The sequence below is a fragment of the Mesoterricola sp. JemC181 genome, assembly GCF_055384585.1.
This window is the reverse complement of record NZ_AP045076.1, coordinates 506,675-531,659: the sequence shown is the minus strand read 5'-3', so window position 1 is coordinate 531,659 and position 24,985 is coordinate 506,675. Positions and strand designations below refer to the sequence as shown.

21 protein-coding genes are annotated in these 24,985 nt (G+C 66.2%); 9 read left to right on the top strand and 12 right to left on the bottom strand.

The window, feature by feature from the left end; genetic code table 11:
• Positions 1–45 precede the first annotated feature (45 nt).
• Together ACZ5MC_RS02395 and ACZ5MC_RS02390 are read right to left on the bottom strand one after the other, a co-directional pair.
• Positions 46–1,332: an MFS transporter gene (locus ACZ5MC_RS02395; protein WP_464516952.1), complete on the bottom strand. Its 1,287-nt coding sequence runs from the start codon at positions 1,330–1,332 to the stop codon at positions 46–48.
• 91 nt (positions 1,333–1,423) lie between these two features.
• Entirely contained in the window at positions 1,424–2,677 is a 1,254-nt protein-coding gene (locus ACZ5MC_RS02390; RefSeq protein ID WP_464516951.1) for a hypothetical protein, read from the bottom strand.
• A 414-nt stretch (positions 2,678–3,091) separates the two neighbouring features.
• Here ACZ5MC_RS02390 and ACZ5MC_RS02385 point away from each other — a divergent pair, with 414 nt between their 5' ends.
• Complete coding sequence (locus tag ACZ5MC_RS02385) at positions 3,092–4,486, top strand: sigma-54 interaction domain-containing protein (RefSeq protein ID WP_306598664.1); 1,395 nt, start codon at positions 3,092–3,094, stop codon at positions 4,484–4,486.
• Here the strand turns inward: ACZ5MC_RS02385 and ACZ5MC_RS02380 are convergent.
• From ACZ5MC_RS02380 to ACZ5MC_RS02365, 4 genes are all read right to left on the bottom strand, one after another.
• Positions 4,483–5,427, bottom strand: a complete 945-nt coding sequence (locus ACZ5MC_RS02380; RefSeq protein WP_464516950.1) for a flavodoxin family protein — start codon at positions 5,425–5,427, stop codon at positions 4,483–4,485. The two genes, ACZ5MC_RS02385 and ACZ5MC_RS02380, sit on opposite strands and share 4 nt — an antisense overlap.
• 20 nt (positions 5,428–5,447) lie before the next feature.
• On the bottom strand, positions 5,448–6,722 hold the full coding sequence (locus tag ACZ5MC_RS02375) for an MFS transporter (protein WP_464516949.1): 1,275 nt from the start codon (positions 6,720–6,722) through the stop codon (positions 5,448–5,450).
• Between the two features lie 270 nt (positions 6,723–6,992).
• Positions 6,993–8,765 carry an anion permease gene (locus ACZ5MC_RS02370; protein ID WP_464516948.1) on the bottom strand — a complete coding sequence of 591 codons (1,773 nt, stop codon included), beginning with the start codon at positions 8,763–8,765 and terminating at the stop codon, positions 6,993–6,995.
• 22 nt (positions 8,766–8,787) lie between these two features.
• Complete coding sequence (locus tag ACZ5MC_RS02365) at positions 8,788–10,044, bottom strand: porin (protein ID WP_464516947.1); 1,257 nt, start codon at positions 10,042–10,044, stop codon at positions 8,788–8,790.
• A 239-nt stretch (positions 10,045–10,283) separates the two neighbouring features.
• Here ACZ5MC_RS02365 and ACZ5MC_RS02360 point away from each other — a divergent pair, with 239 nt between their 5' ends.
• From ACZ5MC_RS02360 to istB, 5 genes are all read left to right on the top strand, one after another.
• Positions 10,284–11,282: an ABC transporter substrate-binding protein gene (locus ACZ5MC_RS02360; RefSeq protein ID WP_306598659.1), complete on the top strand. Its 999-nt coding sequence runs from the start codon at positions 10,284–10,286 to the stop codon at positions 11,280–11,282.
• A 16-nt stretch (positions 11,283–11,298) separates the two neighbouring features.
• Entirely contained in the window at positions 11,299–11,973 is a 675-nt protein-coding gene (locus tag ACZ5MC_RS02355) for a response regulator (protein WP_306598658.1), read from the top strand.
• Positions 11,963–13,336, top strand: coding sequence for a sensor histidine kinase (locus tag ACZ5MC_RS02350; RefSeq protein ID WP_464516946.1), 1,374 nt, complete (start codon positions 11,963–11,965; stop codon positions 13,334–13,336). The genes ACZ5MC_RS02355 and ACZ5MC_RS02350 overlap by 11 nt, the downstream gene beginning before the upstream one ends.
• Positions 13,337–13,940: 604 nt before the next feature.
• Positions 13,941–15,080, top strand: a complete 1,140-nt coding sequence (gene istA / locus ACZ5MC_RS02345) for an IS21 family transposase (protein ID WP_464516056.1) — start codon at positions 13,941–13,943, stop codon at positions 15,078–15,080.
• Between the two features lie 17 nt (positions 15,081–15,097).
• On the top strand, positions 15,098–15,862 hold the full coding sequence (gene istB, locus ACZ5MC_RS02340; RefSeq protein ID WP_464517770.1) for an IS21-like element helper ATPase IstB: 765 nt from the start codon (positions 15,098–15,100) through the stop codon (positions 15,860–15,862).
• A gap of 678 nt (positions 15,863–16,540) precedes the next feature.
• Here istB and ACZ5MC_RS02335 read toward each other — a convergent pair.
• Both ACZ5MC_RS02335 and ACZ5MC_RS02330 read right to left on the bottom strand, forming a co-directional pair.
• The gene (locus tag ACZ5MC_RS02335) at positions 16,541–17,647 is read right to left on the bottom strand and encodes an IS110 family RNA-guided transposase (protein ID WP_373432559.1); all 1,107 of its coding nucleotides are present in this window, start codon (positions 17,645–17,647) and stop codon (positions 16,541–16,543) included.
• A 380-nt stretch (positions 17,648–18,027) separates the two neighbouring features.
• Positions 18,028–19,344, bottom strand: coding sequence for a dicarboxylate/amino acid:cation symporter (locus ACZ5MC_RS02330; protein WP_306598656.1), 1,317 nt, complete (start codon positions 19,342–19,344; stop codon positions 18,028–18,030).
• 146 nt (positions 19,345–19,490) lie between these two features.
• Between ACZ5MC_RS02330 and ACZ5MC_RS02325 the strand changes: the two genes are divergently transcribed.
• Positions 19,491–20,405: a 2-hydroxyacid dehydrogenase gene (locus ACZ5MC_RS02325; protein ID WP_464516945.1), complete on the top strand. Its 915-nt coding sequence runs from the start codon at positions 19,491–19,493 to the stop codon at positions 20,403–20,405.
• 10 nt (positions 20,406–20,415) lie between these two features.
• Complete coding sequence (locus tag ACZ5MC_RS02320; RefSeq protein ID WP_306598654.1) at positions 20,416–21,201, top strand: SDR family oxidoreductase; 786 nt, start codon at positions 20,416–20,418, stop codon at positions 21,199–21,201.
• 130 nt (positions 21,202–21,331) lie between these two features.
• Here the strand turns inward: ACZ5MC_RS02320 and ACZ5MC_RS02315 are convergent, their stop codons facing one another.
• Complete coding sequence (locus tag ACZ5MC_RS02315) at positions 21,332–21,700, bottom strand: hypothetical protein (RefSeq protein ID WP_306598653.1); 369 nt, start codon at positions 21,698–21,700, stop codon at positions 21,332–21,334.
• Positions 21,701–21,864: 164 nt separating this feature from the next.
• On the opposite strand from ACZ5MC_RS02315, the gene ACZ5MC_RS02310 reads away from it, so the two are divergent.
• Positions 21,865–22,815: a LysR family transcriptional regulator gene (locus ACZ5MC_RS02310; protein WP_306598652.1), complete on the top strand. Its 951-nt coding sequence runs from the start codon at positions 21,865–21,867 to the stop codon at positions 22,813–22,815.
• A gap of 51 nt (positions 22,816–22,866) precedes the next feature.
• On the opposite strand, the gene ACZ5MC_RS02305 is transcribed toward ACZ5MC_RS02310, so the two are convergent.
• The 3 genes from ACZ5MC_RS02305 to ACZ5MC_RS02295 all read right to left on the bottom strand — a co-directional run bounded on the left by ACZ5MC_RS02305 (position 22,867) and on the right by ACZ5MC_RS02295 (position 24,930).
• Positions 22,867–23,250 (bottom strand): response regulator, encoded by a 384-nt coding sequence (locus ACZ5MC_RS02305; protein WP_464516944.1) that lies wholly within the window; start codon positions 23,248–23,250, stop codon positions 22,867–22,869.
• 372 nt (positions 23,251–23,622) lie between these two features.
• Positions 23,623–24,018 carry a hypothetical protein gene (locus ACZ5MC_RS02300; protein WP_306598650.1) on the bottom strand — a complete coding sequence of 132 codons (396 nt, stop codon included), beginning with the start codon at positions 24,016–24,018 and terminating at the stop codon, positions 23,623–23,625.
• Between the two features lie 156 nt (positions 24,019–24,174).
• On the bottom strand, positions 24,175–24,930 hold the full coding sequence (locus ACZ5MC_RS02295) for an SDR family oxidoreductase (RefSeq protein ID WP_306598649.1): 756 nt from the start codon (positions 24,928–24,930) through the stop codon (positions 24,175–24,177).
• Between the last annotated feature and the right edge of the window lie 55 nt (positions 24,931–24,985).

The following is a 24,985-nucleotide window of genomic DNA, read 5'->3' as shown; positions in this document are numbered from 1 at the left end:
GATTGAAAGGGGGGGAGCGGGCCCGGAGGCCCGCTCCCGGAAGTGCTAGTGACCGCCCAGGGCGAGGCCCCGTTCGCCCTTGACCGAGTTCCTGAAGATCTCGGGGGGGTTGAGGAACAGCGAGAAGAGGAAGCCGCAGAGGGCCACCAGGGAGACCGCGACGATGGAAGCGTGGTAGAGGCCGGTCTTGTGGAGCAGGGTGGCGCCGACCACGACGCCGGCGGTGCCGCCGAAGATGCCCACGCCCATCCAGATGCCCGTCATCTTGCCCACGATGTTGCTGGGGAAGTGCATGGCGATGAAGGCGAGGGTGGTGGGGATGACCATGCCCTGGAAGAAGCCCACCAGCACGAGGCAGACGGGAAGGATGCCGAGGTTCCCGTAGACCAGGGGCGAGCGCACCGAAATGGAGAACACGGCGGCGCCGATGAAGCCCAGGCCGACCACGAGCTTGTTCTTCTCCTTGAAGACCTTGGTCAGCAGGAAGCCGCTGGCCACGGAGCCGATCATGAAGGAAACCTGCACCAGGCCCATGAACTTGCCGGCCAGGAGCACGCCGTGCCCGGCGCCCAGGGGCGACGGAGCGGAAAGGTACACCGGCGTCAGGTCATTGAAGGCCTGCATGACCCAGCTGAGGAAGAAGACGCAAAGGAGGCCCATGTAGAACACGGGGAGCTTGGCCGCGACGGCGAACTCGTGGCCGCCCCCGGCGGCTTCCGCGGCGACCTGCCGGGCGGCTTTGACGGGGGGCTTCCGGCCGAAGGCGATCGCGGCCAGGAGGAGCACGCCCACGATGGGGAAGGCCGACATCCAGGAGGCCGCGGCCAGGAAGGAACCGGTCTTGACGAAGGCCATGGGCACGAAGACGAAACCCAGGGCGATGCCCAGGGAGACGCCCATGCCCTGCACGCCCATGACGATGCCGCGTTCCTCGTGGGAGAACCACTCGACGCTCACCGCGCCCACCGAGGCCATGATGGGCCCGGCGCCGGCGCCTTCGAGGATGCGGGCCAGCACCAGCGTTCCGAAGCCGTTGCCGAACAGGGGCACCAGCAGGGTGGAGAGGGACAGGAGCACCACGCTCACGATCAGGGTCGGCACCCAGCCGAACCGGTCGCAGCAGAAGCCGCCGACGACGGCGCCGAGGGTGACGAAGAGCGTGAAGGCCACCATGAGCGCGCCCGTGGCCGCGCCCAGGCTCATGGCGTAGTGCTTGGCGATCTGCTCGAGGAGGGGGGCGGGCCAGATGAGCACCACGCCCTGGGCGACGGTCACGAAGACCAGTACGAAGAGGACGAACCAGCGGTATGCGGGATACGCGCGATCGGACATGTTTCTTCCTTTCTCGGAAGGAGGTTCGGGGAGTCCAGGGAAAGGGCGCCCGCAGGGGAGGGTTCCTCCCCGCGCAGGCGCCCGCGTTTCCCTAGAAGATGTAGAACGCGGCGCAGGTGAAGTACTTCTGGCTTTCCTTGTTCTTGGCCCCGGTCACCATTTCGACCACGGGAGCGGCGTTGGTGGGGGTCACGGAGGCGACCGCCATCAGGGCCGGCGACCCCAGGTCCAGGGTGGACCTCATGTTCACGAGCTTCATGTAGCCGGCCTGGGCCTTGAGGATGAGGCGGGGGAGCACGCAGATCTCGGCGCCCACTTCGATGCCCTTGTGGTTGTCGGCGCTGCCGCCGCCGGCGGGGGTGGTCCAGTTGAAGGGGGCGTTCCAGGTCGTGGGGGAGGCCATGCCCATGGCGTCGAAGCCCGCGTCGGCCTTGCGGAACTGCACGTAGAGGCCGCCGGTGCCGGGCATGAAGGGATTGGCGCCGAGCACCTGGGCCTTGACGAAGTAGGCCTTGGGGGCGTCGCCCTCGATGGTGGGGCTCATGGGGTTGCCCACGCCCGCGACGGGGGTGTAGGTGCAGTTGATCTTCTTGGCCATGGCGCCGTTGTTGGTGGCGTACTCCCCGGTGAGCGTGAACCAGGGGGTGTGGTTCGTCTCGTACTTGTACTGGAACCCGAAGGCGGTGGACTTGTAGAGCGCGCCGCCCAGGTGGTCGGAGGCCACGGTCTGGTCGCTGGTCTCGCCGAAGTAGGCGGCGGACAGGGTCAGGCCGGCCACGGGCGTGAGCTTGACGTCACCGGCCAGGTAGGTGTAGGAGCTCTTGTCGCCCACGGCGGTGGTGCGTTCGCCGGGGTTGCCGAAGCGGGTGAGGAAGGCCTGGGCCTTGACGTATTTGTTGCCGGTGGAGAGGTGCACGCCATCCATGAAGGGCGCGCCGCCCAGGGTGCCCAGACCCACGTCGAAGAAGAACCGGCCCAGGGCGATCTCGGATGCGCCGAACTTGGCGGCCACGTACCCTTCCTTGATCTGGAGGTCGGTCTTGGTGGTGCGGCCGCCCAGGTGTTCGGCTGCGACAATGGCGTGGAAGCGGGTCTTGCCGTCGAACTGGTTGTCGACGTTGAACCACACCAGCTCGCGGGTCTCGCTCTTGTTGTAGGCCGGGCCGTAGTTGGCGACCTGGGCGAGGCCGGCTTCCGAAGCCGTCACGCGGGGATTCTCGATGGACTCGTAGCGGAACTGCATGAAGCCCGTGAACTTGAGACCGGGAGCTTCCACGGGGGGAGCCTGGGCCATGCCGATGGCGGCGAAGCCGAGCGCGGTCAGGGCAGTGAGGGTTCTGTTCATTACAACCTCGTTGGTTGAAATTGAGTGGGGAGGGCCGGACAGGCTGTCCGGATGAGTTGGGAAGGGTGCGGGGATTCCAAGGCGGACTGGGGTGGTGCTCCTCCCGAGGCCGGAAGGCCATAGCCGGCAGGGCTACGCCGAATCGAGGGCGGCAGGCCTTCGAATTCCTGGGTCTTGAGGAGGGGTTGACAATCCCCGTGTTCAGATTTCACATTGACAATGCAGCAACTATGCCAAGTGTTTGCATATCCAAAAATCAATCAAAATCAATATTTACAAATTGGATGGGCCCACACGCGAATCGGCCGCCGGACCAACAGTGGACAATCGTTCACCGCACGTGTTCACATTCTTTACCATCTCATCGTCTTATCGGCGGGAGCGGATGGCAGCCCCCATGGAGAGACACATCCGATGGCCCTTGAACTGTCCCTCAACGACCTCAAGACCCGCGGCGGCGTGCTGGACGAGCTCCTGGAGGAGGCCTTCGACGGGGCCGTGGTCCTGGACGCCAAGGGCATCATCCTCCACCAGACCCGCAAGTCGGTGGATCTCACGGGCGACCCGCTGGAGAACACCATCGGCAGCCACATCAGCATCAAGCACCCCGCAAGCCCCTTCGACAAGGTGCTGGCCACGGGGCGGCCGGAGCTGGGCATCCTGGTGGTGATCAACGGGCGCAAGTGCATGACCGACCTCCACCCCGTCTTCTGGAAGGGCGAGGTCACCGGCGCCATCGGCACCCTCCTCTTCCGGTCCATGAGCCGCCTGAAGAAGATCATCACGAGCCTCTCCGAAAGCAGCGACGCCGAGGGCCTGGACATCTACAACGCCGTGGCCCGCATCGACTCCAACTACACATTCGACGACTTCATCGGGGAGAGCCCGGCCGCCCAGAAGCTCCTGACCCACTGCCGCAACGTGGCCCGCAAGCGGGTCCACCCCATCCTCATCCTCGGCGAGACCGGCACCGGCAAGGAGATCCTGGCCAGCGCCTTCCACTCCGGGAGCCTGGACCGGTCCTTCAGCCCCTTCGTGAAGATCAACTGCACCGCCATCCCCAACGACCTCCTGGAGTCCGAGCTCTTCGGCCACGAGAAGGGCGCCTTCACCGGGGCCGTAGCGGCCAAGAAGGGCAAGTTCGAGCTGGCGTCGGGCGGCTCCATCCTCCTGGACGAGATCGGCGACATGGACCTGCGGCTCCAGGGCAAGCTCCTGCGCGTCCTGGAGGAGGGCGAGTACGAGCGCATCGGCGGCACCCGGGTGATGCCCCTCAACGCCCGGATCATCGCGTCCACCAACCACGAGCTCAAGGAGGCCTGCCGGAGCGGCAAGTTCAGGCCCGACCTCTACTACCGCCTCAGCTCCGCCGAGATCCGCATTCCCCCCCTGCGGGCCCGGCGGGAGGACATCCCCCTCATCGCCCGCCACCTCATCGCCAAGGCCGGCCTGAACCTGTCCCTGTCCCCCGGGGCCATGGAGGTGCTCATGGGCTACCACTGGCCCGGCAACGTGCGGGAACTGCGCAACGTCGTGCGCTGGTGCAGCTTCCTGGAATCCGAGGCCCCCATCACCGCCGAGGAGGTCCTCCAGGTCCTGGCCGACCCCGACGACGACGAGGCCCAGGCCCCCCTGCCCCGGCCCGCCCAGGTCTCCCTGGGCGGATCGGAGCGGCGCGCCCTCATGGAGGCGCTGGAGCTGGACCGGTTCAACCTGACCCTGGCGGCCAAGCGGCTTGGAATCAGCCGCACGACCCTGTACAACAAGATCCGCAAGCACGGCATCCAGATCAAGAAGACCCAGCGCTAAACCTTGGCCTTCACCCGCTCGGGCTTGTAGTCCACGTACTTCTTGCGCCTCCCGTTGATGGTCTCCATGTTCATGAAGAACTTCTGCATGGTTTCCTTGATCTCGAAGAAGTGGTCCTTGGCGCCCATGCCGTTGAGCATGGAGCGCTCGCGCCCGTTGGCCTGCAGCACGAAGGTCCAGCGTCCGTCGGCGCCCTTCTCCAGGTCCCCGCCGCAGTGGCAGATGGGGCACTCGATGGGGAAGCCGCCGCCGTTCCAGAGCGGCTGGCCCAGGGACAGCACGTTGGAGTGGCACTCGGGGCACCAGCCCAGGCCGGGATCGCCCAAAAAGCCCGTGCCCTCGTAGTCCTTGATCCCCTTCACGACGTTCTCCCCCAGCTGGCGGGCCCGGAGGAGAGCCTCGTCGTCCAGCAGGATCTGGCCGGGGCGGGGCGCGCGGTTGGCCATCATCTGGTCCACCACCTTGATGTCCTGGCTCAGCATGTTGATGTTGATGCACTCCAGGGTCAGGGACATCCAGCTGCGGGTGGAGCCGCCGTTGCCGATGATGGCGCCCACCCGGTGCCGGAAGTAGGCCTGGTTGCCCACCTGCTTATGGAAGTTGGGCTCGTAGGCCAGGAAGCGGTCCGAGAAGACCCGCCAGATGCCCGCGGGCATGAAGGAGTACGCGGGCACGGCGGCGATGACGCCGTCGGCCTCCAGCCACTCCTTCATGATCGCGTCCATGTCGTCCTTGTCCTTGTTCACGCACTCGGGGGCCTCGTGCTTCTGGGTGAACTTCACCGTGCAGGACTCGCACCCGGTGCAGGGGCGAATGTCGTAGTCGTGCAGGTTGAGGATCTTGACCTCCGCGCCGAGCTCCTCGGCCCGCATCAGGGCCTCCTTGGCGAGGATCTCGCCGTTGCCGCCGCGCCGTCCTGCCAGGACCGCCAGTACTTTCATGGGTGACTCCTTGAGTTAGGTTACTGTTTCTCAGCCTGGGACGCTTCGGCGGCCACGTTGAAGCCCTTCGGGAGCCGCAGGGCCAGCACGGCCGCCGCCCCGAACAGCGTGACGCCGGCCAGGACGTTCATGGACGCCCAGTAGTAGCCGGTCTTGTGCAGCAGCGCCGAGCTGACCCCCAGGCCCACGGTGGCCCCGAAGATGGTCAGCCCCATCACCAGGCCGCCGAGGCGCCCCGAGATGTTGGCGGGATAATGCTTGGCGATGTAGCCGTAGACGGTGGGGTTCACGAAGGACGAGAAGAAGAGGATCCCGCAGGGCACCAGGATGAGCAGGGCCGTGTTGGCGGGGTGGAGGCTCCGCACCGTCAGCACCAGCAGGCCGGCGATGCCGCAGCCGAAGAAGATGGTCGGCTTGGGGTTCCCCTTGAAGATCTTCTCGGTGATCACCGGCGCGAGGAGGGTGCCGATGGCCATGGCGTACGAGGCGTAGACCAGCTTCGAACCGGCGCCCATGGGCCCCAGGCCCAGGCCCACCGGCTGGGCGACGGCGTAGAAGCCGTTGGCCATGTCGTTGTAGGCCTGCTGGCACCAGGAGTCGATGAAGCCCATGAGGCAGAGGACGTAGAAGGTGATGCAGGTGACGGCCTTCCTGAAGTCGGCGGAGGAGGCCTGCTGGCTGTCGCGTCCTTCGCAGGCCGCGCTGTTGGGCGCCTTGGGGCCGAAGTGGACGATGAGGGCGAACACCAGCCCGATGGCCGGCAGCAGGGCCGTGGCCGCCAGGGCCAGCTGCCAGCTGTGGGTGACGTTGAACACGGCCGGGGCGTAGACCACCCCCATGGCGATGCCGATGGACACCGAGAAGCCCTGCACGCCGGCCACGTAGGTGCGCTCCTCGTACTTGAACCACTGGGCGCAGCACGTGGTGATGGAGCTGGAGACGGGCCCGTTCACCAGGCCCTGCACCGCCCGCAGGGCGATGAGGCCCCCGATCGTCTTGCCGAATACGGGGATCAGGAGGGTGGCCACGATGGCCACCACCGAGCAGATGATCCACATGGGCACCAGCCCGATGCGGTCGATGATGAACCCGCCGACGAGGGCCGAGATGGCCGTGCACAACACGAAGACCAGCATCGTCGAGGCCAGCACCACGCCCAGGTCCACGTGCAGGTCCCGGGCGATCTCGCCGGCGAAGGGCGTGGGCGCGATCATGATGGAGAGGGAGGCCGCCGTCACGATGAACATCGTCACCAGGACGAACCAGCGGTACTTCGTATAGATGATCTCTGCCATGGACGTCCTCGCCGAAGGGTGGGCAGGCCTCCGCCCCGTCCGGGGGACTGTTCAGGCTCTGCTCTTGGTTTCACATATACTTAGCAATAGCCTTGCCAGTTCTCGCACTGGATATAACTACCTTCTTATCCTTTGATTACGCCATCCGCCCCCCGGCCCCGCCTCGGCCGGCGGGTGCCAGGACTGGACGAACGTAAACGACCATTGTCCAGTTTCGTTACACAAAACGGGCCGCTTGCGCGGCCCGTTCCCGTTCCGGAGGTTCCGGGGCTACCAGAGGCCCAGCACCTTCCACCAGGCGCCGCCCACGAACACCCAGATGGCGATGTTCACGAGGCTGATGATGAAGCCCAGGCGCCACCAGGTCCCGATGGGCACGTAGCCCATGCCGAACATGGCCGCGGCGGGGCCGGTGCCGTAGTGGGTCATGCTGGCGTGCAGGTTCGAGAAGAAGCACAGCACCAGCGCGGCCAGCATGGGCGGAGCGCCCAGGGTGATCGACACGCCCAGGAACGCGGCATACATGGCGCCCACGTGGGCGGTCATGCTCGCGAAGAAGTAGTGGGCGTAGAAGTAGGTGAGGCAGAGCACCAGGAACCCGAAGATCCAGCCGTGGCCGGCCATGGACGCGCCCACGACCTTGCTGAACCAGGGGATCATGCCCAGCTTGTTGAGGAAGCCCGCCATCATGATGAGGCCGCCGGTCCAGATCAGCACGTCCCAGGCGTTGTGCTCGGCCAGCACGTCGGTCCAGTGCAGGACGCCGGTGAGCAGCAGGAGGCCCAGGCCCAGCAGGGCGGCGGTGGTGCCGTCCATGCCCAGGTACTTGTCGCCGAAGACCCACAGGAGGAGGACGATGGCGAAGACGCCGGTCATCAGCCACTCGGACATGGACAGGCGGCCCATCTCCCTGAGCTTGCTGGTGGCCATCTCCACGGCCTCGGGGGTCTCGGTGATCTCGGGCTTGTAGAGCTTGTAGAACACGTAGGGAATGACCAGCAGGCCCACGAGGCCGGGCACGATGGCCGCCACGAACCAGCTGTTCCAGGTGATGGTGATCCCGAAGTCGGCCGCGAATTTTTGCGCCATGGGGTTGGCGGCCATGGCGGTGAGGAACATGGCGCTGACGATGAGGTCGATGTTGAAGCAGGTCATGGTGAGATAGGCGCCCATCTTGCGCTCGGTGCCGTCCCCTGGGTTGGAGCCGTAGGCCCGGGCCAGGCTGCGCATGATCGGCATGATGATGCCGGCGGTGCGGGCCGTGTTGCTGGGCACCACGGGGGCCAGGCAGAACTCCGTGGCGGCGAGGCCGTAGGCCAGGCCCAGGGTGCGCCTGCCCAGGAGCTTCATGAAGAAGTAGGCGATGCGCGTGCCCAGGCCCGTCTTGATGAAGCCCCGGGCGAACATGAAGGCCACGATGATCAGCCAGAGGGTCTTCTCGGAGAACCCGCTGAGGCTGTCCCCGATGGACAGGGTGCCGGTGATGGCCGTGAGGCCCACGCCGATGATGGCCACGGCGCCCATGGGCAGGGGCCGCAGGATGATGCCCAGGATGGTGGCCACGAAGATGGCGAAGAGGTGCAGGGCCCGGACCCAGTCCTCCTGGCGCAGCTTCTCGGCGGCCGCCTTGGCCTTGGCGTCGGCCTCGGCCTTGACCTTGGTTTCGGCGTCGGCCTTGGCCTTGAGGCCGGCCTCCACCTTGGCCTTCACTTCGGCCTCGATCTGGGCGGCGGCCAGCTCCTTGGCGGAGGGTGCGGGCTTCTTGACCGCCTTGTCGGCCACCGGGGCAGCGGCCGGAACCTTGGCCGCCTTGTCGGCCGGAGCGGGCGCGACGGTCTTGTCGCCGGCGGGCTTGGCGGGAGCCTTGTCCTTCTTGGCGGAAGCGGCCTTGGCTCCCGCGGAACCCGCGAAGAGCTTGGCGTCCGGCACCGGAGCGAACCGGGGCAGGACGAAATAGAGGAGGCAGCCGACCAGGACGGTCGCCAGCAGCTGGAAGGGTTTTGCGCCCTGCCATCCGCTCTTTTCGGGCGTTGGATTCGACATGTGGGTTTCCTTTCGACCGGCGCTACAGCGCGGAAATCCGGAGGCCGACGCCGTACTCGGCCTGGTTGTCCTTGAGGATGGTCGTGGACAGCTTGTAGGCGTCGTGCAGCTTCTGGTAGTCGTAGATGGCGTAGGCTTCGATCTTCCTGCTCAGGTGGCGCCGCACGCCGGCGTAGTAGGAGTCCTTGCTGCCGGTGGTGTAGAAGGCCAGGTTCGCGCCGTTGGCGAAGGCGTTGGGGATGGTGCCGATGGCGGTGGCCATGCCCGCGTGGTCGACCTTGATGGTCTGGACGCCCGCATACAGGGTCCACTTGGGGTTCACCTTGTAGGAAGCGGACAGGGTGTAGGCGTTGTCGGAGCGGTCGGGATGCGCGCCGCCCTGTTCGGCGGTGTAGTGGAAGTAGCCCGCGTTGACCTTGAGGGCCGGGGTGAAGAGGACGTTGCCGCCCACGGACATGGACTTCTGGGTGAAGCCGGCGTTGTTGGCCTGGGTGTAGAAGGCGGACATGTGCCAGTTCCTGGCGTTCCAGCCCAGGGCCACGGCCCCGGTGGAGTTCTTCACGGTGGTGTTGGTCTCGTAGTTGAGGTTGTAGGAGGCGCCGAAGCACAGGCCCTCGTCGTTCATCTTCTTCCAGACGATGCCCTTGTCCTGGCGCGTCTGGGCGGGGCCGCCGGTGGTGGGGCTGAGGCTGACGGCGCCGGCGTAGTACACCAGGGACTTGAAGAAGGAGTTGTTGGTCCAGCCGCCCTCGTCGTAGTTCACTTCGGCGTGGTTGAAGGGGTCGCAGTAGATCACGGAGAAGTCCCGGGCCAGGGTGTTCTGGCGCCCGATGGTGAGCTTGCCGATGGCCTTGCCGCTGATGCCGATCCAGGCGTCCCGGTTGAAGAGCACGTTGGTCTTGCCCTGCTCGCCGTCGAAGAGGAAGTATTCGCTTTCCAGCTTGTAGATGATGTCGAGATCCTCGACGTTGGTCTTCAGCAGGCCCTTGAGACCCCAGCGGTTGCCGCTGAAGAAGGGCTCGCCCATGTCGAACTTGTTGCGGCCGTCGGCGGTGGCGTTGGTCTTGTTGACCAGGGTCAGGTCGATGAGGATGTAGGGCGTGAGGGCCTCGGGGAAGGCGAGGGGACCGGCGGCGGGCTTCTGGGGGGCGACCTTCTTCTCCAGCTCGGCGATGCGGGCCTTCTGGGCGGCCAGCTCGGCCTGCACGTCGACGGTCTGGGCCTGGAGGCAGCCCGCCACGAGCGTGGTGGAGAGGCCGAGGATCCGGGTGAAGTTCATGGGGATTCCTTTCGGAAAGGGGGCGTTTCGGACAAAGCCCAGGCCTCCGGCGGAGGCCGGAAGGTCGGACTTCAAGGCAGACGGATGATAGGTTCTGGTATTGAATTTAGGTACCGGACCTTTCGGTCAGCTTTCAGCCGCCGTCCCTGTGACAACCATCACGCGACCCGACCCTTTCCCCCGGAAATCGGCCATCCTGGCATGGGGCCGGCCGCCCCACCCGCCCGGCAGGAGCCGCCATGGATTCGAGATTCTTGCAGTGCCTGCTCGCCCTTGCCCTGGCTGCCGGCCCGGGCCGCGCGGCGGCCGGCGAGCGCATCACCCTGATGGTGGGCGGGGTCGAGAAGATCATCTACCTGCCGGTGAAGCTGGCCGAGCAGCTGGGCTACTTCGGGGCCGAGGGCCTGGACGTGGAGCTGCGCAGCGAGTGGTCCGGCATCCACGGGGCGGACGTCCTGCTGGTGGGGGCCGTGCAGGGGGTGGTGGGCTTCTACGACCATACCCTCTACATGCAGTCCAAGGGCAAGGCCCTGGTGAACGTCATCCAGTTCTCCCAGGCGCCGGGCGAGGTGGAGCTGGTCTCGGCCAAGGTCCCGGGCAGCGTCCGGTCCATGGCCGACCTCAAGGGCTGCACCCTGGGCGTGACGGGCCTGGGCTCCTCCACCCAGTTCCTGACGCGGTACCTGGTGCTGGCCGCAGGGCTCAAGGCCGGCCAGGTGAACTACCTGCCCGTGGGCACGGGGGACAACTTCATCAACGCCATGACCCGCGGCGCCATCCAGGCCGGGATGACCACGGAGCCCACGGCCTCCCGGATGCTCAATTCCGGCCAGGCCCGGGTTCTGGTGGACCTGCGCACCCCCGAGGACACCATCAAGGCCCTGGGCGGCGTCTACCCCTCGGCCTGCGTCTACATGCAGACCGCCTGGGTGGCCCGCCACAAGCCCGAGGTCCAGAAGCTCGTGAACGCCCTCGTCAAGGCCCTGCGCTACATCCAGACCCACACCGCCGCGGAGATCGCCGCCCACATGCCCGCGGACTACTACGGGGGGGACCGGGCCACGTACGTGAAGGCCCTGGGCCGCAGCAAGGCCATCTTCATCCCCGACGGCCGCATGCCCGAGGGCGGCCCCGCCCACGTGCTCAAGGTCCTCCGAAGCACCGAGAAGAGCCTCCAGGGCAAGACCATCGACCTGGCCAGCACCTACACCCTCGAATTCGTCACCGCCATCCGCTGAAGGAGCCCGACGCCCCATGAAGATCCTGCTGGTCGAGGACAACCGCGCGCTTTCCGAATGGCTGGCCCGGACGCTCCACGCCGACGGCTACACGGTGGAGTGCACGTACGACGGCGCCGACGCCGACCTGCGCCTGACCACCGAGACCTACGACCTGGTCATCCTGGACCTGGCCCTGCCCGGCCTCCACGGCCGGGAGGTGCTCAAGCGCCTTCGGAGCCGGCGCAACCCCGTGCCCGTGCTGATCCTGACCGCCTTCGACGGCACCAGGGACCGCGTGGACGGCCTGGACATCGGCGCGGACGACTACATGGCCAAGCCCTTCGAGGTCCACGAGCTGGAGGCCCGCATGCGGGCCCTGCTGCGGCGCTCCAACCAGCAGAAGAACCCCGTCCTCACCTGCGCCTCCCTGGCCTACGACACCAATTCCCGGGTGTTCACCCTGGCGGGCGCGCCCCTTTCGCTCACGCCCCGGGAGCACTCGGTGCTCGAGATGCTGATGATGAAGGCCGGCAAGACCGTGAGCAAGCGCGGGCTGGCCGAGAGCCTCTTCTCCCTGGACGAGGACGTCAACCCCGACGCCATCGAGATCTACGTGCACCGGGTGCGCCGCAAGCTCGAGCCCGGCGACGCCGTGATCGTGACCCTGCGGGGGCTGGGCTACCTGCTGAAGCCGCGCCATGTCGATTAGACTGACCAGCCTGCGCAGCCGCATCCTGGCGTGGCTCCTGGTGCCCCTGGCGGGAAGCGCGGGCCTGGGCATCCTCCTGTCCCGCCGGGACGCCGCGGCCATGGCCACGGTCGTGCAGGACCGCCTGCTCCTGGGCTCCGCCCGCACCATCGCCCAGCAGATCAGCTACGAGGACGGCATCATCGAGGTGGCCATCCCCCCCTCGGCCCTGGAGCTCTTCCAGGGCGACACCGGCGACCGGGTCTACTACCGCATCGCCTCCAGCCGGGGCGTGCTCCTGTCGGGCTACGCGGAGGTGCCCGCGCCCCCCGGGGACCTGCGTCCCGAGGAGTCCCTGCACTTCACCACCCGGGTCCGCAACGAGCCCGTGCGCGTGGTGGCCTACGCCCAGCCGGTCTTCGGGGCACCCGGCGAAGGCCCGGTGGTCATCGAGGTGGCCGAGACCTTCCAGGCCCACGACAGCCTGGCCCAGCGGGTCTGGCTCGGCAACATCCGCCAGGAGCTGCTCACCCTGTCCCTGGTGGCCGTCCTGGTGTGGCTGGCCCTGCGGGGAGCCCTGAAGAGCATCCTCCTGCTGCGGGACCGGGTGCAGGAACGCCACGCCGGCTCCCTGGAACCCCTGGACCCCGGCCCCGTCCCCACGGAGCTGCAGCCGCTGGTGGGGGCCATCAACGGCTACGTGGAGCGCCTGGACACCCAGATGGCGGTGCGCAGCCGCTTCATCGCCAACGCCGCCCACCAGCTGCGCACCCCCTTCACCGTGCTGCAGACCCAGGTGAACTTCGGCCTGCGCAACCCCGATCCCGCCCAGAAGGACCAGGCCCTCACCGCCATCTTCCAGGGCGTGCGCGCCGGCACCCGCCTGGTGAACCAACTCCTCAGCCTCTCCCGGGCCGAAGCCTCGTTCCTCCCCTTCCGGAACCGCGTGGACGTCGCCGCGCTGGCCCAGCGGGTGCTGGAGGAGCAGGCCGCCCTGGCCCAGTCCAAGGACATGGACCTGGGCCTGGAGGTCCGCACGGACCAGACCGAGGTGCCGGGCTCCTCCTCCATGCTCCACGAGCTGCTGGCCAACCTGGTGGACAACGCCCTCCACTACACCCAGGCCGGCGGCGTCGTGACGGTGTCGGTGGACCGCCCCGGGGTGGGCCTCGTCCTGAAGGTGGAGGACAACGGCCCCGGCATCCCCGAGGCCGACCGGCAGAGGGTCTTCGAACGCTTCTGCCGCCTCCAGGTGGACGGCACCCAGGGCTGCGGCCTGGGCCTGTCCATCGCCCAGGAGGTCGCCCACGCCCTGGGGGGCGTGATCGAATTGTCGGATCCAAAGGAAGGAACCGGCCTGGTGGTCACCGTCACCTTCCCCTGATCCTTCCCCGGCGAACCTCGGCCCCTCGGCCACCTCGGCGATGCCTTCCTTTTCCTTGAACCTGCGGCGCGCATCTTAAATGCGCCGTTGAGGCTTGAAACGGAATGCATCGCCGAGGTGGCCGAAGGGCCGAGGATCGCCGAGGGAATCCTAGAGGGTGTTTTAGAAATAGAAGGCCCCGCGATGATGGCACCGTGCCCGGCAAATCAAGGAAGGCGAGGAAAACCGATGCGGGACATCGGTCGACGAGCCTGACGCAGAGTTGGCGGGCACGCTGCCATCACCCGGAGGGCGGTGCCCAGAAGCGCGCTTATCGTGCGCAATGCCCTTGAATGGATTCCCAATCCATCCTGCGGGCATTGCGCACGATAATCACGCTTCTGGACACCGTCGCGGGGCCATCTATTTCTAAAACACCCTCTGATATGTGTCGGGCGACATCGGAAACTGAGCACTTGGCGTCATAAGTTCTGACCCCCCTGAACGCCAAGGAGAGGTCATGGAGCAAATCTATAACAACCTGGGAGAGGTCTGCCCAGGAGTTCGGATGTTGGATGAATCGCAAGTAGCGCTCCTCTTCAGCTTGCATAAACGAGGCTGGAGCGTGAAAGCGATTTCCAAGGAGTGGGGCTGGTCCCGAAACACGATCCGGGGCTGGCTCGACCGCGGCCTTCCTACAAACCGGCCTGTGATGGGGCGGCCCCGGAAGCTGGCCCAGGAGGAGAACTACCTCCGCAGCGAATTCACCTGCGGGGTCCGCAACGCCGATGTCCTGCGGCAGCAACTGGCCGCAAAAGGCGTGGAGGTCGGGCTGCGCACGGTGGAGAGGGCCGTCGAGACCTGGCGGCAGGAGCATCGCGCGGCCGAAGCCGCCACCCTCCGATTCGAGACGGATCCCGGCGAGCAGCTCCAGATCGACTTCGGGGAGAAGTGGATCGTGGTGGGTGAGGCGCGGGTGAAGGCGTTCGTGTTCGTGGCGACCCTCGGTTATTCCCGCCGGACCTTCGCCCGGATTTACCCGGCGATGCGCCAGCAGCACTGGCTGGAGGGCTTGGAGGCTGCCATGCAGCACTTCGGCGGGGCCACGAAGGAGTGTCTCGTCGACAATGCCAAGGCCCTGGTCATCCACTGGAAGGACGACGAGCCGCACTACCACCCCGAGTTCAAGGCGTTCTGCGCCCACTGGGGCATGCGGCCCCGGGCCTGCCGGCCCTACCGGCCTCGAACCAAAGGCAAGGTGGAGAGCGGCGTCAAATATGTCAAAGGCAATGCCCTGGGGCGCCTCGCCTACACGAGCTGGGATGCCGTACACGCCCACCTGGACTGGTGGATGGCCGAGATTGCCGATGTGCGGATCCACGGCACTACGCAGGAGCGACCCATCGACCGTTTCGAGCGAGAGGCCGCGGAGCTACTCCCGCTGGGGAACCATGCCAGCTACCTGAAGGTCCGGCGCCTGATCCGAAAGGTCACCAGCGATTGCCGGGTGGAGCTGGACACGAACCGCTACAGCATCCCCTACGAGCTGGTCGGGCAGTCCGTGAACCTGGAAGTGGTCTGCGGCGAAATGACTGTTCTCTGGCGGGGCAAGCTGGTCGCGGAGCATGACATTCTGCCGGGCCGGTTCGGGACCATCCAAGTGCCCAGTCACCTCGAGGGCCTGGTGCGCAAAACCCACAACATGCCGGGGCCGAACGAGCTGGAGCGGTCACTCCAGGACTACACCCTGGCGGTGGGGGAATGACCATGATGGACCCCCAGATGGAACGGGTGAACCGGCACCTGACCCGGCTCAAGCTCACGTCGACCCGGGAAAGACTGGCCTCGATTCTCGAGCGCGCTGCCAAAGCCGACGGCACTTTGATGGATTTCCTGGACACCGTCCTGACTGATGAGGTGGCCTCCAAGGATGAAAAGCGGAACCGCATGGCGACGATGATTGCCCACTTCCCGCTGAAGCGCACCCTGGATGACTTCGACTTCACCCAGCAGCCTTCCATCGACCGGAAGCTCCTGCGGGAGCTGGAGACCGGCCGGTTCATCGCCAACGGCGAGAACGTACTCCTGCTCGGCCCCCCAGGCGTCGGCAAAACACATCTGGCCATTGGTCTGGGGCGGAAGGTGATCGAGCAGGGCGCCACCTGCCTGTTCGTGCCCGCCATGGGCCTCGTCGCGCAGCTGACGCGGGCCGAGATGGAAGGCCGCTTGGAGGAGCGCCTGGCCCACCTGGCGAAGCCTGCCGTACTCGTCATCGATGAGGTCGGGTTCCTGCCCTTTGAGCGTCAGGCGGCGAATCTGCTGTTCCAGTTGGTGAACCGCCGCTACGAGAAGGGCAGCATCATCCTCACCAGCAACCAGCCGGTGGGGAACTGGGGTCAGGTGTTCGGTGACAACGTCCTGGCAACGGCCATCCTGGACCGGTTGCTCCACCACAGCCACGTCATTTCCATCAAGGGCGAGAGCTATCGGCTGCGTGAAAAGCGCCTGTCCGGCTTGCTCCGCAAGGGGGAGGGGCTGGGTTCCTGAATCCCGCCGCCGACCCAGAAAGGAAACCAGGTGCGCCTGCATCGATGGCCCCAAGGCCGCGACCCACCCCCCGGGGCGGGTGCGGCGGCATGGAAAGGCTGATGGATTGCCTGATGGATTTCGCTGCGCGAAACGGGCCTCTGGCCCGCCCTCCGGGTCAACAGGCAACGCCCCTGCGGGGCGCCCTCCGGGTCAACAACCTATCCACCCCACCGGGCTGCGCCTGGAAAACGCTCTGGCGTTTCCCACACCCGCCCCTGCGCAGGACGAGCATCAGTAGCTTAATTGGTTCATTGAATTTGGGACGGCGGGCGCTGCGCTGGCCGCTTCCATTCCGGCACTTGCCGGGCATTAACACTCAAAGGGGGGGTGCTCAGAACTTATGACGCCTGGCTGCTCAATACTTAAGTCGGTTGACAATATGTATTGGCCTGTCAAGGCTGGCAGCCAACTATTTCTCTTTTCCGGCAGTGTGTAGGGAGCAGAACGGACGGCATGCCGACGGTTGATCAGTCTGATATGCGCGGGTTGGGTACCGCATGACAACGGGTTCGTCGAGGAGCTGCCTCGATCTAGTGGCGAGGGTCATTCCAGAAGCGAATGCCTCTTAGAGGGTTCGAGGATTCTCCCACCGTTGTCCGTTCTGCTGCCGACACACTGCGGCTGCACTTCAGCCAGCTAAGGCTTGGGGGTAGGCGGTGGCAGGGCCTGGCCAATGGCCCAGAGGAAGCCGGTCAGCTCGCGGGCGATGGCCGTGCAGGTCTGGACCTTCTTCTTGCCCCTGGCCTCGAACTGCCGGTAGCGTGCGCAAAGGCGCTTCTGTGCAGCCCAGGCGATGGTCTGCACTGCTTCTGGAGCACGTTCGGCCCGTCTTTGCAGGCTCGGGGTTTTCCTCGCGGGATGCCGGTAGGTCCATGCTGCCTCCACCAGGACCCTGCGCACATGGCCATTGCCGGTCTTGGTGATCCCCCCGCGGGACCGGGTCTCGCCACTGGAATGCTCGCTGGGAACCACCCCCAGATACTTCATCAACTGGGGTGCATTGGCGAATCGCCTCAAATCGCCGATCTCAGCCACGATCGTGGTCGCAGTGAGGCGGTTGATCCCGCGCAGGGCCATGTAGCCTTCGATCAGCCTGGAGAAGGCCGAACTCGATCCGGCGGTTTCGATCTGCTCGTCGAAGGCCGCAACCCGTCTGGTCATGGCCTGGACCGTATCGACATATTCCTGAAAGACGATTTGTTGGACCGGCTGGTCGAACTTCATGGTTTCCAGCCAGCGGAGATGGGCCTGGGTCCACCGGGTTTTTCCGGAATAGGTCCGCCCGTGCCGCAGCAGGAAGGCCAACAGTCGCTGCTTGGCGACGTGCTGCAAATGCTTCAGGTCCTCCCGAGCCCGGGTCAGATCCCGCAGGGCCTCCTGGGCTTCGTCGGGCACCCATATTGCCGTTAGTTCCCCGGCCCGGTGGAGCCTGGCCAAGGTCAGACTATCGCGGCGGTCGGTTTTGACCCGGTCCCCAGGTTTCCTGGGAATGAGGGACGGCGCCACAACCTGGCACTCCAGCCGTAAAGCGAGTAGTTGCCGATAAAGGATGTAACCGCAGGGGCCCGCTTCGTAGCAGAACGAAAGCGTCGCGCCATCCTTCCGGAGTTGCCTCACAAGTTTCACCACGGCCTCCGGTGTATTGGCGATCTCACCCACGTACCGAACTTCCCCTTCGTGGGCTTCAGCCACCGAGACCGCAATCGTCTCCTTGTGGACATCCAGCCCGACGTACTTGCTCACCTTGCTAGAATCGTTCACGGCCTGTCCTCCTCAATTACGGCTCTGAGCCGGTTGTGTAATGCGCACTGAGCTTAACCCGCGTCATTTAAGGACGGACAGGCCCCTTTGAGGAGCCTGGGGCCATGCCTCGGTGGGCCTTGCGCACCACCCTTTAGACAGCCGGGCGGAGGTTAGGGCTACCGCAGGGATGCGACCCGAGCGCCGACCCGGGCCCGGAAACAGGGTGGGCCGGAGTCATCCGGCCCCGTCCTTGGCAACCGCCTTTCCAACCGGCCCAGTTTCTGGGCTTCAGGCGATAAATCCCGGGGGTCTGGGGGCAGAGCCCCCGGGGATCTCGTTCTAACGGCCCGCCTGATTCGTGTCAGGCCAATACATGATGTCTAGGCTTCTTCGGGCACGCCCGCGATGGCGGGGACCCGGGACAGCTCGTACTCCTCCTCCTCCACGACCTTGGGGTTGTCCAGGAAGTATTTTGCCCGCTCCAGGTCCAGTTCGCCCTCCCACTTGGACACCACCACCGAGGCCACGCCGTTGCCGATGAGGTTGGTGATGGCCCGGCATTCGCTCATGAACTTGTCGATGCCCAGCAGCAGGGCCAGGCCCGCCACGGGGATGTTGCCCACCACGGAAAGGGTGGCGGCGAGGGTGATGAAGCCGCCCCCGGTGACGGCCGCCGCGCCCTTGGAGGTCAGGAGGAGGATGGCCAGGATGTAGAGCTGCTGCGCGAAGGTGACGTGGGTGTTGGTGGCCTGGGCGATGAAGAGGCAGGCCAGGGTGAGGTAGATGGAGGTGCCGTCCAGGTTGAAGGAGTAGCCCATGGGGATGACCATGCCCACCACGGACTTGGAGCAGCCCAGGCGCTCCATCTTCTCCATCATCAGGGGCAGGGCGGATTCCGAGGAGGAGGTGCCCAGCACGATCAGGATCTCCTCGCGGATGAAGCGGAGGAACTTGAACATGTTCAGGCCGGTCCAGGACAGCACCGCCCCGAGGATGAGCACGACGAACAGGGCGCTGGTGAAGTAGAAGCACGCGATGAGCCTGCCCAGGGGAATCAGGCTCTTGAGGCCGTAGGCGCCCACGGTGAAGGCCATGGCGCCGAAGGCGCCGACGGGGGCCAGCCGCATGACCATGGCCACCAGGCGGAAGAAGACCTTGTTCAGGCCGTCGATGACCTTCATGACCAGGGTGCCGTCGGCCTTGAGGTAGGCCAGCGCCACGCCGAAGAGGATGGCGAAGAGCAGGATCTGCAGGATGTCGCCCTTGGCGAAGGCGTCGGCCACGTCCTTGGGGATGATGTTCATGACGAAATCCACGGTGGAGAGGTGCTTGCCCGTGGTGTAGATGGAGATGGCCTTGGTGTCGAGGGTGGCCGGGTTGATGTTCATCCCGGAGCCCGGCCTGAAGAAGTTGGCCACCAGCAGGCCCAGGGCCAGGGCGACCGTGGTGAAGATCTCGAAGTAGAGGATGCCCTTGGCGCCGACCCGGCCCACCTTCTTGAGGTCGCCCATGTGGGCGATGCCCTGCACCACGGTCAGGAAGATGATGGGCGCGATGAGCATCTTCACCAGCTTGATGAAGCCGTCGCCCAGGGGCCGCATGGCGGAGCCCAGGTGGGGGTTGTAGTGCCCCAGGAGGATGCCGATGATGATCGCGGCGATGACCTGCACATAGAGACTTTGGGTAAGTCGACGCATTGGCGCTCCTGGCTGAGGCTGGAAACGTGGAGGTATCAACCGGATTCTAGGGGGGGTGCCTTTCAGTTGCCTTTCAGTCCGGCCCCTTCTCCCAGGAGGGTGGATTTCAGGGAAGTTAGGGTAGGGTTGAGGCAGGGAGGCGAATCATGGAGGACCTGATCCGCGTCGGCGACTTCACCGCGCCCCAGAAGGCGGCCATCGACCTGGAGTTCGCCTGCCACACGCCGGAGGAGGCTGGCCGGGACGCGGCCCTTCGCGCCTCCGTGCGAGGCTTCCTGACCCGCAGCAACATGAAACTTTCAACCGAGGTGCTCGAAACCCTGCCCGCCCTGAGGATCATCGCCACCTCCGGCGTGGGGTTCGACGGCATCCCCGTGGCCTGGGCCCGGGAACGGGGCATCGTGGTCACCAACACCCCGGGCGTGCTGGACGCGGCGGTGTGCGAGCTGGGCGTGGGCCTGCTGCTGGCGCTGCTGCGGGAGATCCCCCGGGCGGACCGGCACGTTCGCACCGGCGCCTGGCGCGGGGGCATCTACCCCCTGACCACCGGTCTCGCCGGCAAGCGCGTGGGCATCGTGGGGCTGGGCCGCATCGGCAGGGGCATCGCCGAACGCCTGCTCCCCTTCGGCCCCAGCCTGGCCTATGCCGGGCGCCCCCAGGCGGGCATCCCCTTCCGCCACTTCCCCGACGCCCGGGCCATGGCCTCCGAAGTGGACGTCCTGATCCTCACGTGCAAGGGCGGGCCGGACACCCACCACCTCGTCAACGCCGAGGTGCTGGCCGCCCTGGGTCCCGGCTACCTCGTGAACCTCGCCCGGGGTTCCGTGGTGGACGAGGCCGCCCTGTGCGACGCCCTCGCCCGGGGCTCCCTGCGGGGCGCGGCGCTGGACGTGTTCGAGGAGGAACCCCTCGGGGCCTCTCCCCTGCTCGACCTCCCCAACGTCCTTCTGTCCCCCCACGCCGGTTCCGCAACCCACGAGACCCGTGCCCTCATGCTTCGCATGGCCCTGGACAACCTGCATGCGGTGCTGGGCGGGGGCGAGGCTCTCACCCCCGTCTAAAGGAGATGTGATGGAATTCGGACTCAGCGGGAAGACAGCCCTGGTGCTCGGCGGCGGAGGCGGCATCGGCCGCGCCGTGGCCACGACCCTCGCCCGGGAGGGCGCCCGGGTCGCCGTGGCGGACGTGAGCCCGGAAGCCCTCGACCAGACGGTAGCGGAGATCCGTTCGCTGGGCGGCACGGCCCTGGGGATCCTCTGGGACCTGGGCGACCTGGCCGCCATCGACGCCCATGTGACGGCCCTGGAAGGCGCCCTGGGCCCCGTGGACGTCCTGTTCAACAACACGGGCGGCCCGCCGCCGACCCCCGTGGCCGGCCAGGATCCCGCCCAGTGGGCGAGGTTCTTCCAGTCCATGGTGCTGTCGGTCATCGCCATCACCGACCGGGTCCTGCCGGGCATGAAGGCCCGGGGCTGGGGCCGGATCATCACCAGCACCTCCTCCGGGGTCCTCGCCCCCATTCCCAACCTGGGCCTGTCCAACGCCCTGCGGGTCGCCCTGGTGGGCTGGTCCAAGACCCTGGCCCGGGAAGTGGCCAGGGACGGCGTCACGGCCAACATCATGGTCCCCGGCCGCATCGGCACCGGCCGCACCCGGTTCCTGGACGAACAGAAGGCCAAGCGTGAGAACAAGGCGGTGGAGACGGTCACCGCCGAGAGCACCGCCGCCATCCCCATGGGCCGCTACGGCGAGCCCCAGGAGTACGCCAACGTCGCCGCCTTCCTGGCCAGCACGGCCGCGTCCTACGTCACCGGTTCCACGATCCGCGTGGACGGCGGCTACGTGGCGGGGGTCTGACCATGGCAGCCCTGGACGTCGCGGACGTGGAACTGCTCATCCAGCGCCAGACGAAGCGCCTGCGGGAGCTTGGCTGATCCTTTCTTTTCCCGGCGTGCCTCGGCCCCTCGGCCACCTCGGCGAGGAAGGGCTAGGGCATGCCGACCAGGTCGTTGGCGGTGCATTCGGGACTGGCGGTCTGGAGCAGGTTGACGTACTTCTTCAGCCCGCGCCGGTAGCCGTCCGAAGCGCCCAGGAAGAGCACCTCGGCCTCCCGGTAGCCTTCGCGTGCCGGGCCGTTGGCCCAGATGACCCGGGCCTGGATGGACTCGGCGGGGAGCAGGGGGTGGCTCAGGGACCAGCCCTCCACCACGGAATCACCGGAAACCTTGGCCTGCTCGGGGACCTCGATGTGGCAGCCGTCCGTGCCCAGGTTCAGGATCTGGATGTTGCCGTAGGTCGTGCCCTCGGACTGGAAGCTGGCTTCGCAACGGTTCAATACGGAGACTCGGTTCGTCATTCGACACCTCGTTTACCGGCGTGTGGCCGGATGGGTTGCAGTGCGCCGGGGTCCCCCGGGGGCGTCCCCCGGCTCCTTGGCTTGCTATAGTCTCGGTCCGGTAAACCATCGGCGCCAACGAATCGATTTGATTGCTAGAATCGATTCAACCGATGAGGAGCCCCGTGGAGACCAAGACCCTGCTGACCTTCCGGACCGCGGCCCAGTCCCTCAGCTTCACCAGGACCGCGTCCACGCTGGGCTACGCCCAGTCCAGCGTCACGGCCCAGATGAAGGCCCTGGAGGAGACGCTGGGCTACGCCCTCTTCAACCGTGTGGGCAACCACCTGCAGCTCACGGAGCCCGGGCGGCGCTTCCTGGTCTACGCGGACCGGATCCTGGCGCTCACGGACGAGGCCATGTCCTCCAACATGGAGACCGAGGACGTGGGCGTCGTGCGCTTCACCGCCACCGAGACGATCGGCACCTACCTCCTGCCCCCGGTCCTCAAGGCCTTCACCAAGGCCTTCCCCAAGATCCGCCTGCAGTTCCTTCCCGGCTTCTCGCGGGACTTCAAGCGCCAGGTGCTGGAGGGCGCCGTGGACTTCGCCTTCATCCTGGAGGCGTCCTTCCCCTCCAAGACCCTTGCCGTCGAGAAGCTGCGGGACGAGGAGATCCTGATACTCGGCTGCTCCGGCCACCGCCTGGCGTCCAGCGCTTCCGTCTCCAGCGGCGACCTGGTGCGGGAACCGGCCCTCCTCAAGACCAACGGCTGCAGCTACCGCGACCAGTTCGAGCGCCAGCTCATCGCCGCCGGCGCCCGCCCCGGCAACGGCATGGAGTTCCAGCACGTGGAGACCATCAAGCGCTGCGTGGAGGTGGGCCTGGGCATCGCGCCCCTGCCCCGCATGGCCGTGGAGGACGAACTGGAATCCGGCCGCCTGGTCCCCCTGCGGTGGGACGGTCCCAGCCTTCAGGTCTCCACCTACCTCGTGTGGAACCCCCAGCGCCACCTGGACGCCGCGGGGCACGCCTTCCTGGAGCACGTGCGGGGGATGATGCACAGCGTCCGCGAACCGGCCAATGAAGATGCGCCCTCGCCAACGGCGACGTTCCGGACGCAGGCCGGGAAGTGATGAAAAAGGGAAGCAACGGCACGTGGTTGTATAAATGCTCTTAGTGGCCGTTCATCCGGCCTGACCGGGGGCCGTCCTGGCCATTTCCCGGACCGTTTCAACGAGCCCGGCCATGGCGCCCTTGAAGACGAACGCATCGGCGCCGCAGGCCGCCATCGCCTCCACCACGGCGGAGTCGCGGCTGGTGGAGATGGCGAGGATCCGAACGCGGCCGAACGTCTCGTCCCGCTTGAGGATCACCGCCAGGGTCTCGGCGTTGCAGCGAGGCAGGTGGTAGTCGATGATCGCCAGGTCGGGTGCGAATTCCCGCGCCAGTTTCAGGACCTCGAAGACGGACGCCGGATCCAGGGAGCGGACTTCGAAACCCGCCTCATCGAGGACCCGGGTGGCCAGGGTCCTGAACATGGCGTTGTCATCCACCAGGAGGATCTTCATTCCAGGCATGCCACAGGGTATCAGCTTGCATGGATCTGTCTGATAATTTAACAATATAATAAAAATTCACCGTTTATTGCAACTTGTCGACCTGGATGATTCATGGCGGCAAAATTTCGGGCGGTATCGTGATCAGGATCTTTCGTTTGAGAAATTTGAGGCGAATTTTTAATCCCGGCAAGCTGATTTCCTTATTCGGCGAACCTCGGCCCCTCGGCAACCTCGGCGATGCCTTCTGTTTCAAGCCCCAACGGCGCATTTACTATATGCGCAGCAGGTTCAAGGAAACGAAAGGCATCGCCGAGGTAGCCGAGGGGCCGAGGTTCGCCGAGAAAAAGGGATTTCAGAGGCTGCTTAGGATTCCCGGAAGCTTCAGCAGACACCCGGAAAGGGCATCCCGGTGGCGCTGCTGGAGGGCCACCAGGGCCGCGCGAGGTTGGTCATGCAGGTCTGGACCTCGCGGTGGTAGCTCTCGGTCGCGCCCAGGAACTGCACTTCGGCCTCCACGAAGCCGGCCCGGTCCGCCTGGCGGGTCTCGAGGACCCTGGCCTGGATGAGATCCATGGGCAGGAGCGGGTGGATGAGGGACCAGCCTTCCAGCACGGAGTCGCCGCTGACGCGCTCCAGGAGGTACTCGGGCATCTCCACCCGGCATCCGTGGGTGCCCAGGTCCAGGAGGCTGATGTTGCTGTGGGTCTTGCCGCCGGAGCGGACGCTGGCCTTGCAGCGGTTCTTCACGGAAACACGATCGTTCTTCTGGCTGACCATCGACTATCTCCCATGCCGGCTGGGGCCGGCCAGGTTGCTGGAAACGCCCGTGACGGGAATGCCCCGACCCCTTGGCATGTTCCAGTCTCGGCCAGGCATGCCATCGCCGCAAACGAATGGTTCTGATCTTTAGAATCGATGGAACCGATGACGCCTTCAACCCCGTCCGATGAAGGGCATCTTGGTCGCCATGATCGTCATGAACTGCACGTTCGCTTCCAGGGGCAGCTCCGCCATGTGCACGACCCCCTGGGCCACCTGCTGCACGTCCATCATCGGTTCCGGAGCGATGTCGCCTCCCGCCTGCTTCACGCCCACCGTCATCCCCGCCGTGAAGCCCGTCAGCGCGTTGCCGATATCGATCTGGCCGCAGGCGATGTCGTATTTCCGGCCGTCCAGGGAGATGGACTTGGTCAGGCCGGTGACGGCGTGCTTGGTGGCGGTGTAGGGCGCCGAATCGGGCCGGGGCACGTGGGCGGAGATGGAGCCGTTGTTGATGATGCGGCCGCCGCGGGGAGCCTGGTCCAGCATGACCCTGAACGCCGCCTGGGCGCAGAGGAACATGCCCGTGAGGTTGACGTCCACGACCCCGGTCCAGTCCTCGTAGGTCAGGTCCTCGAAGAGCTTGCCCCGCACGTTGATGCCCGCGTTGTTGAACAGGAGGTCCACCCGGCCGAAGTCCTGCTTCACCGCCGCGAAGAGCGCGGCCACGGAGTCCGGCCGGGTGACGTCGGTGGGGACGGGCAGCGCGCGCAGTCCCGCGCCGGATTCCGCGGCCACCTCCAGCAGGACTTCGGGCCTGCGTCCGGCCAGGGCGACCCTCCAGCCCGCGGCCAGCAGCGCCAGGGCGGTTGCCTTGCCGATGCCGCTTCCGGCCCCGGTGACGACGGCGACCTTGCCGGGATCGATCATGGTGGACCTCCTGTCGGTTGGGCGGCCCCGTCAGGCCGGGCCGCCGATCTTGAAT

What these genes read in the sequence shown, in the direction of transcription:
- ACZ5MC_RS02395 (WP_464516952.1), bottom strand. Translation starts at nt 1,332, where the DNA reads ATGTCCGATCGCGCGTATCCCGCATACCGCTGGTTCGTCCTCTTCGTA.
- ACZ5MC_RS02390 (WP_464516951.1), bottom strand. Translation starts at nt 2,677, where the DNA reads ATGAACAGAACCCTCACTGCCCTGACCGCGCTCGGCTTCGCCGCCATC.
- ACZ5MC_RS02385 (WP_306598664.1), top strand. Translation starts at nt 3,092, where the DNA reads ATGGCCCTTGAACTGTCCCTCAACGACCTCAAGACCCGCGGCGGCGTG.
- ACZ5MC_RS02380 (WP_464516950.1), bottom strand. Translation starts at nt 5,427, where the DNA reads ATGAAAGTACTGGCGGTCCTGGCAGGACGGCGCGGCGGCAACGGCGAG.
- ACZ5MC_RS02375 (WP_464516949.1), bottom strand. Translation starts at nt 6,722, where the DNA reads ATGGCAGAGATCATCTATACGAAGTACCGCTGGTTCGTCCTGGTGACG.
- ACZ5MC_RS02370 (WP_464516948.1), bottom strand. Translation starts at nt 8,765, where the DNA reads ATGTCGAATCCAACGCCCGAAAAGAGCGGATGGCAGGGCGCAAAACCC.
- ACZ5MC_RS02365 (WP_464516947.1), bottom strand. Translation starts at nt 10,044, where the DNA reads ATGAACTTCACCCGGATCCTCGGCCTCTCCACCACGCTCGTGGCGGGC.
- ACZ5MC_RS02360 (WP_306598659.1), top strand. Translation starts at nt 10,284, where the DNA reads ATGGATTCGAGATTCTTGCAGTGCCTGCTCGCCCTTGCCCTGGCTGCC.
- ACZ5MC_RS02355 (WP_306598658.1), top strand. Translation starts at nt 11,299, where the DNA reads ATGAAGATCCTGCTGGTCGAGGACAACCGCGCGCTTTCCGAATGGCTG.
- ACZ5MC_RS02350 (WP_464516946.1), top strand. Translation starts at nt 11,963, where the DNA reads ATGTCGATTAGACTGACCAGCCTGCGCAGCCGCATCCTGGCGTGGCTC.
- istB (WP_464517770.1), top strand. Translation starts at nt 15,098, where the DNA reads ATGGAACGGGTGAACCGGCACCTGACCCGGCTCAAGCTCACGTCGACC.
- ACZ5MC_RS02330 (WP_306598656.1), bottom strand. Translation starts at nt 19,344, where the DNA reads ATGCGTCGACTTACCCAAAGTCTCTATGTGCAGGTCATCGCCGCGATC.
- ACZ5MC_RS02325 (WP_464516945.1), top strand. Translation starts at nt 19,491, where the DNA reads ATGGAGGACCTGATCCGCGTCGGCGACTTCACCGCGCCCCAGAAGGCG.
- ACZ5MC_RS02320 (WP_306598654.1), top strand. Translation starts at nt 20,416, where the DNA reads ATGGAATTCGGACTCAGCGGGAAGACAGCCCTGGTGCTCGGCGGCGGA.
- ACZ5MC_RS02315 (WP_306598653.1), bottom strand. Translation starts at nt 21,700, where the DNA reads ATGACGAACCGAGTCTCCGTATTGAACCGTTGCGAAGCCAGCTTCCAG.
- ACZ5MC_RS02305 (WP_464516944.1), bottom strand. Translation starts at nt 23,250, where the DNA reads ATGAAGATCCTCCTGGTGGATGACAACGCCATGTTCAGGACCCTGGCC.
- ACZ5MC_RS02300 (WP_306598650.1), bottom strand. Translation starts at nt 24,018, where the DNA reads ATGGTCAGCCAGAAGAACGATCGTGTTTCCGTGAAGAACCGCTGCAAG.
- ACZ5MC_RS02295 (WP_306598649.1), bottom strand. Translation starts at nt 24,930, where the DNA reads ATGATCGATCCCGGCAAGGTCGCCGTCGTCACCGGGGCCGGAAGCGGC.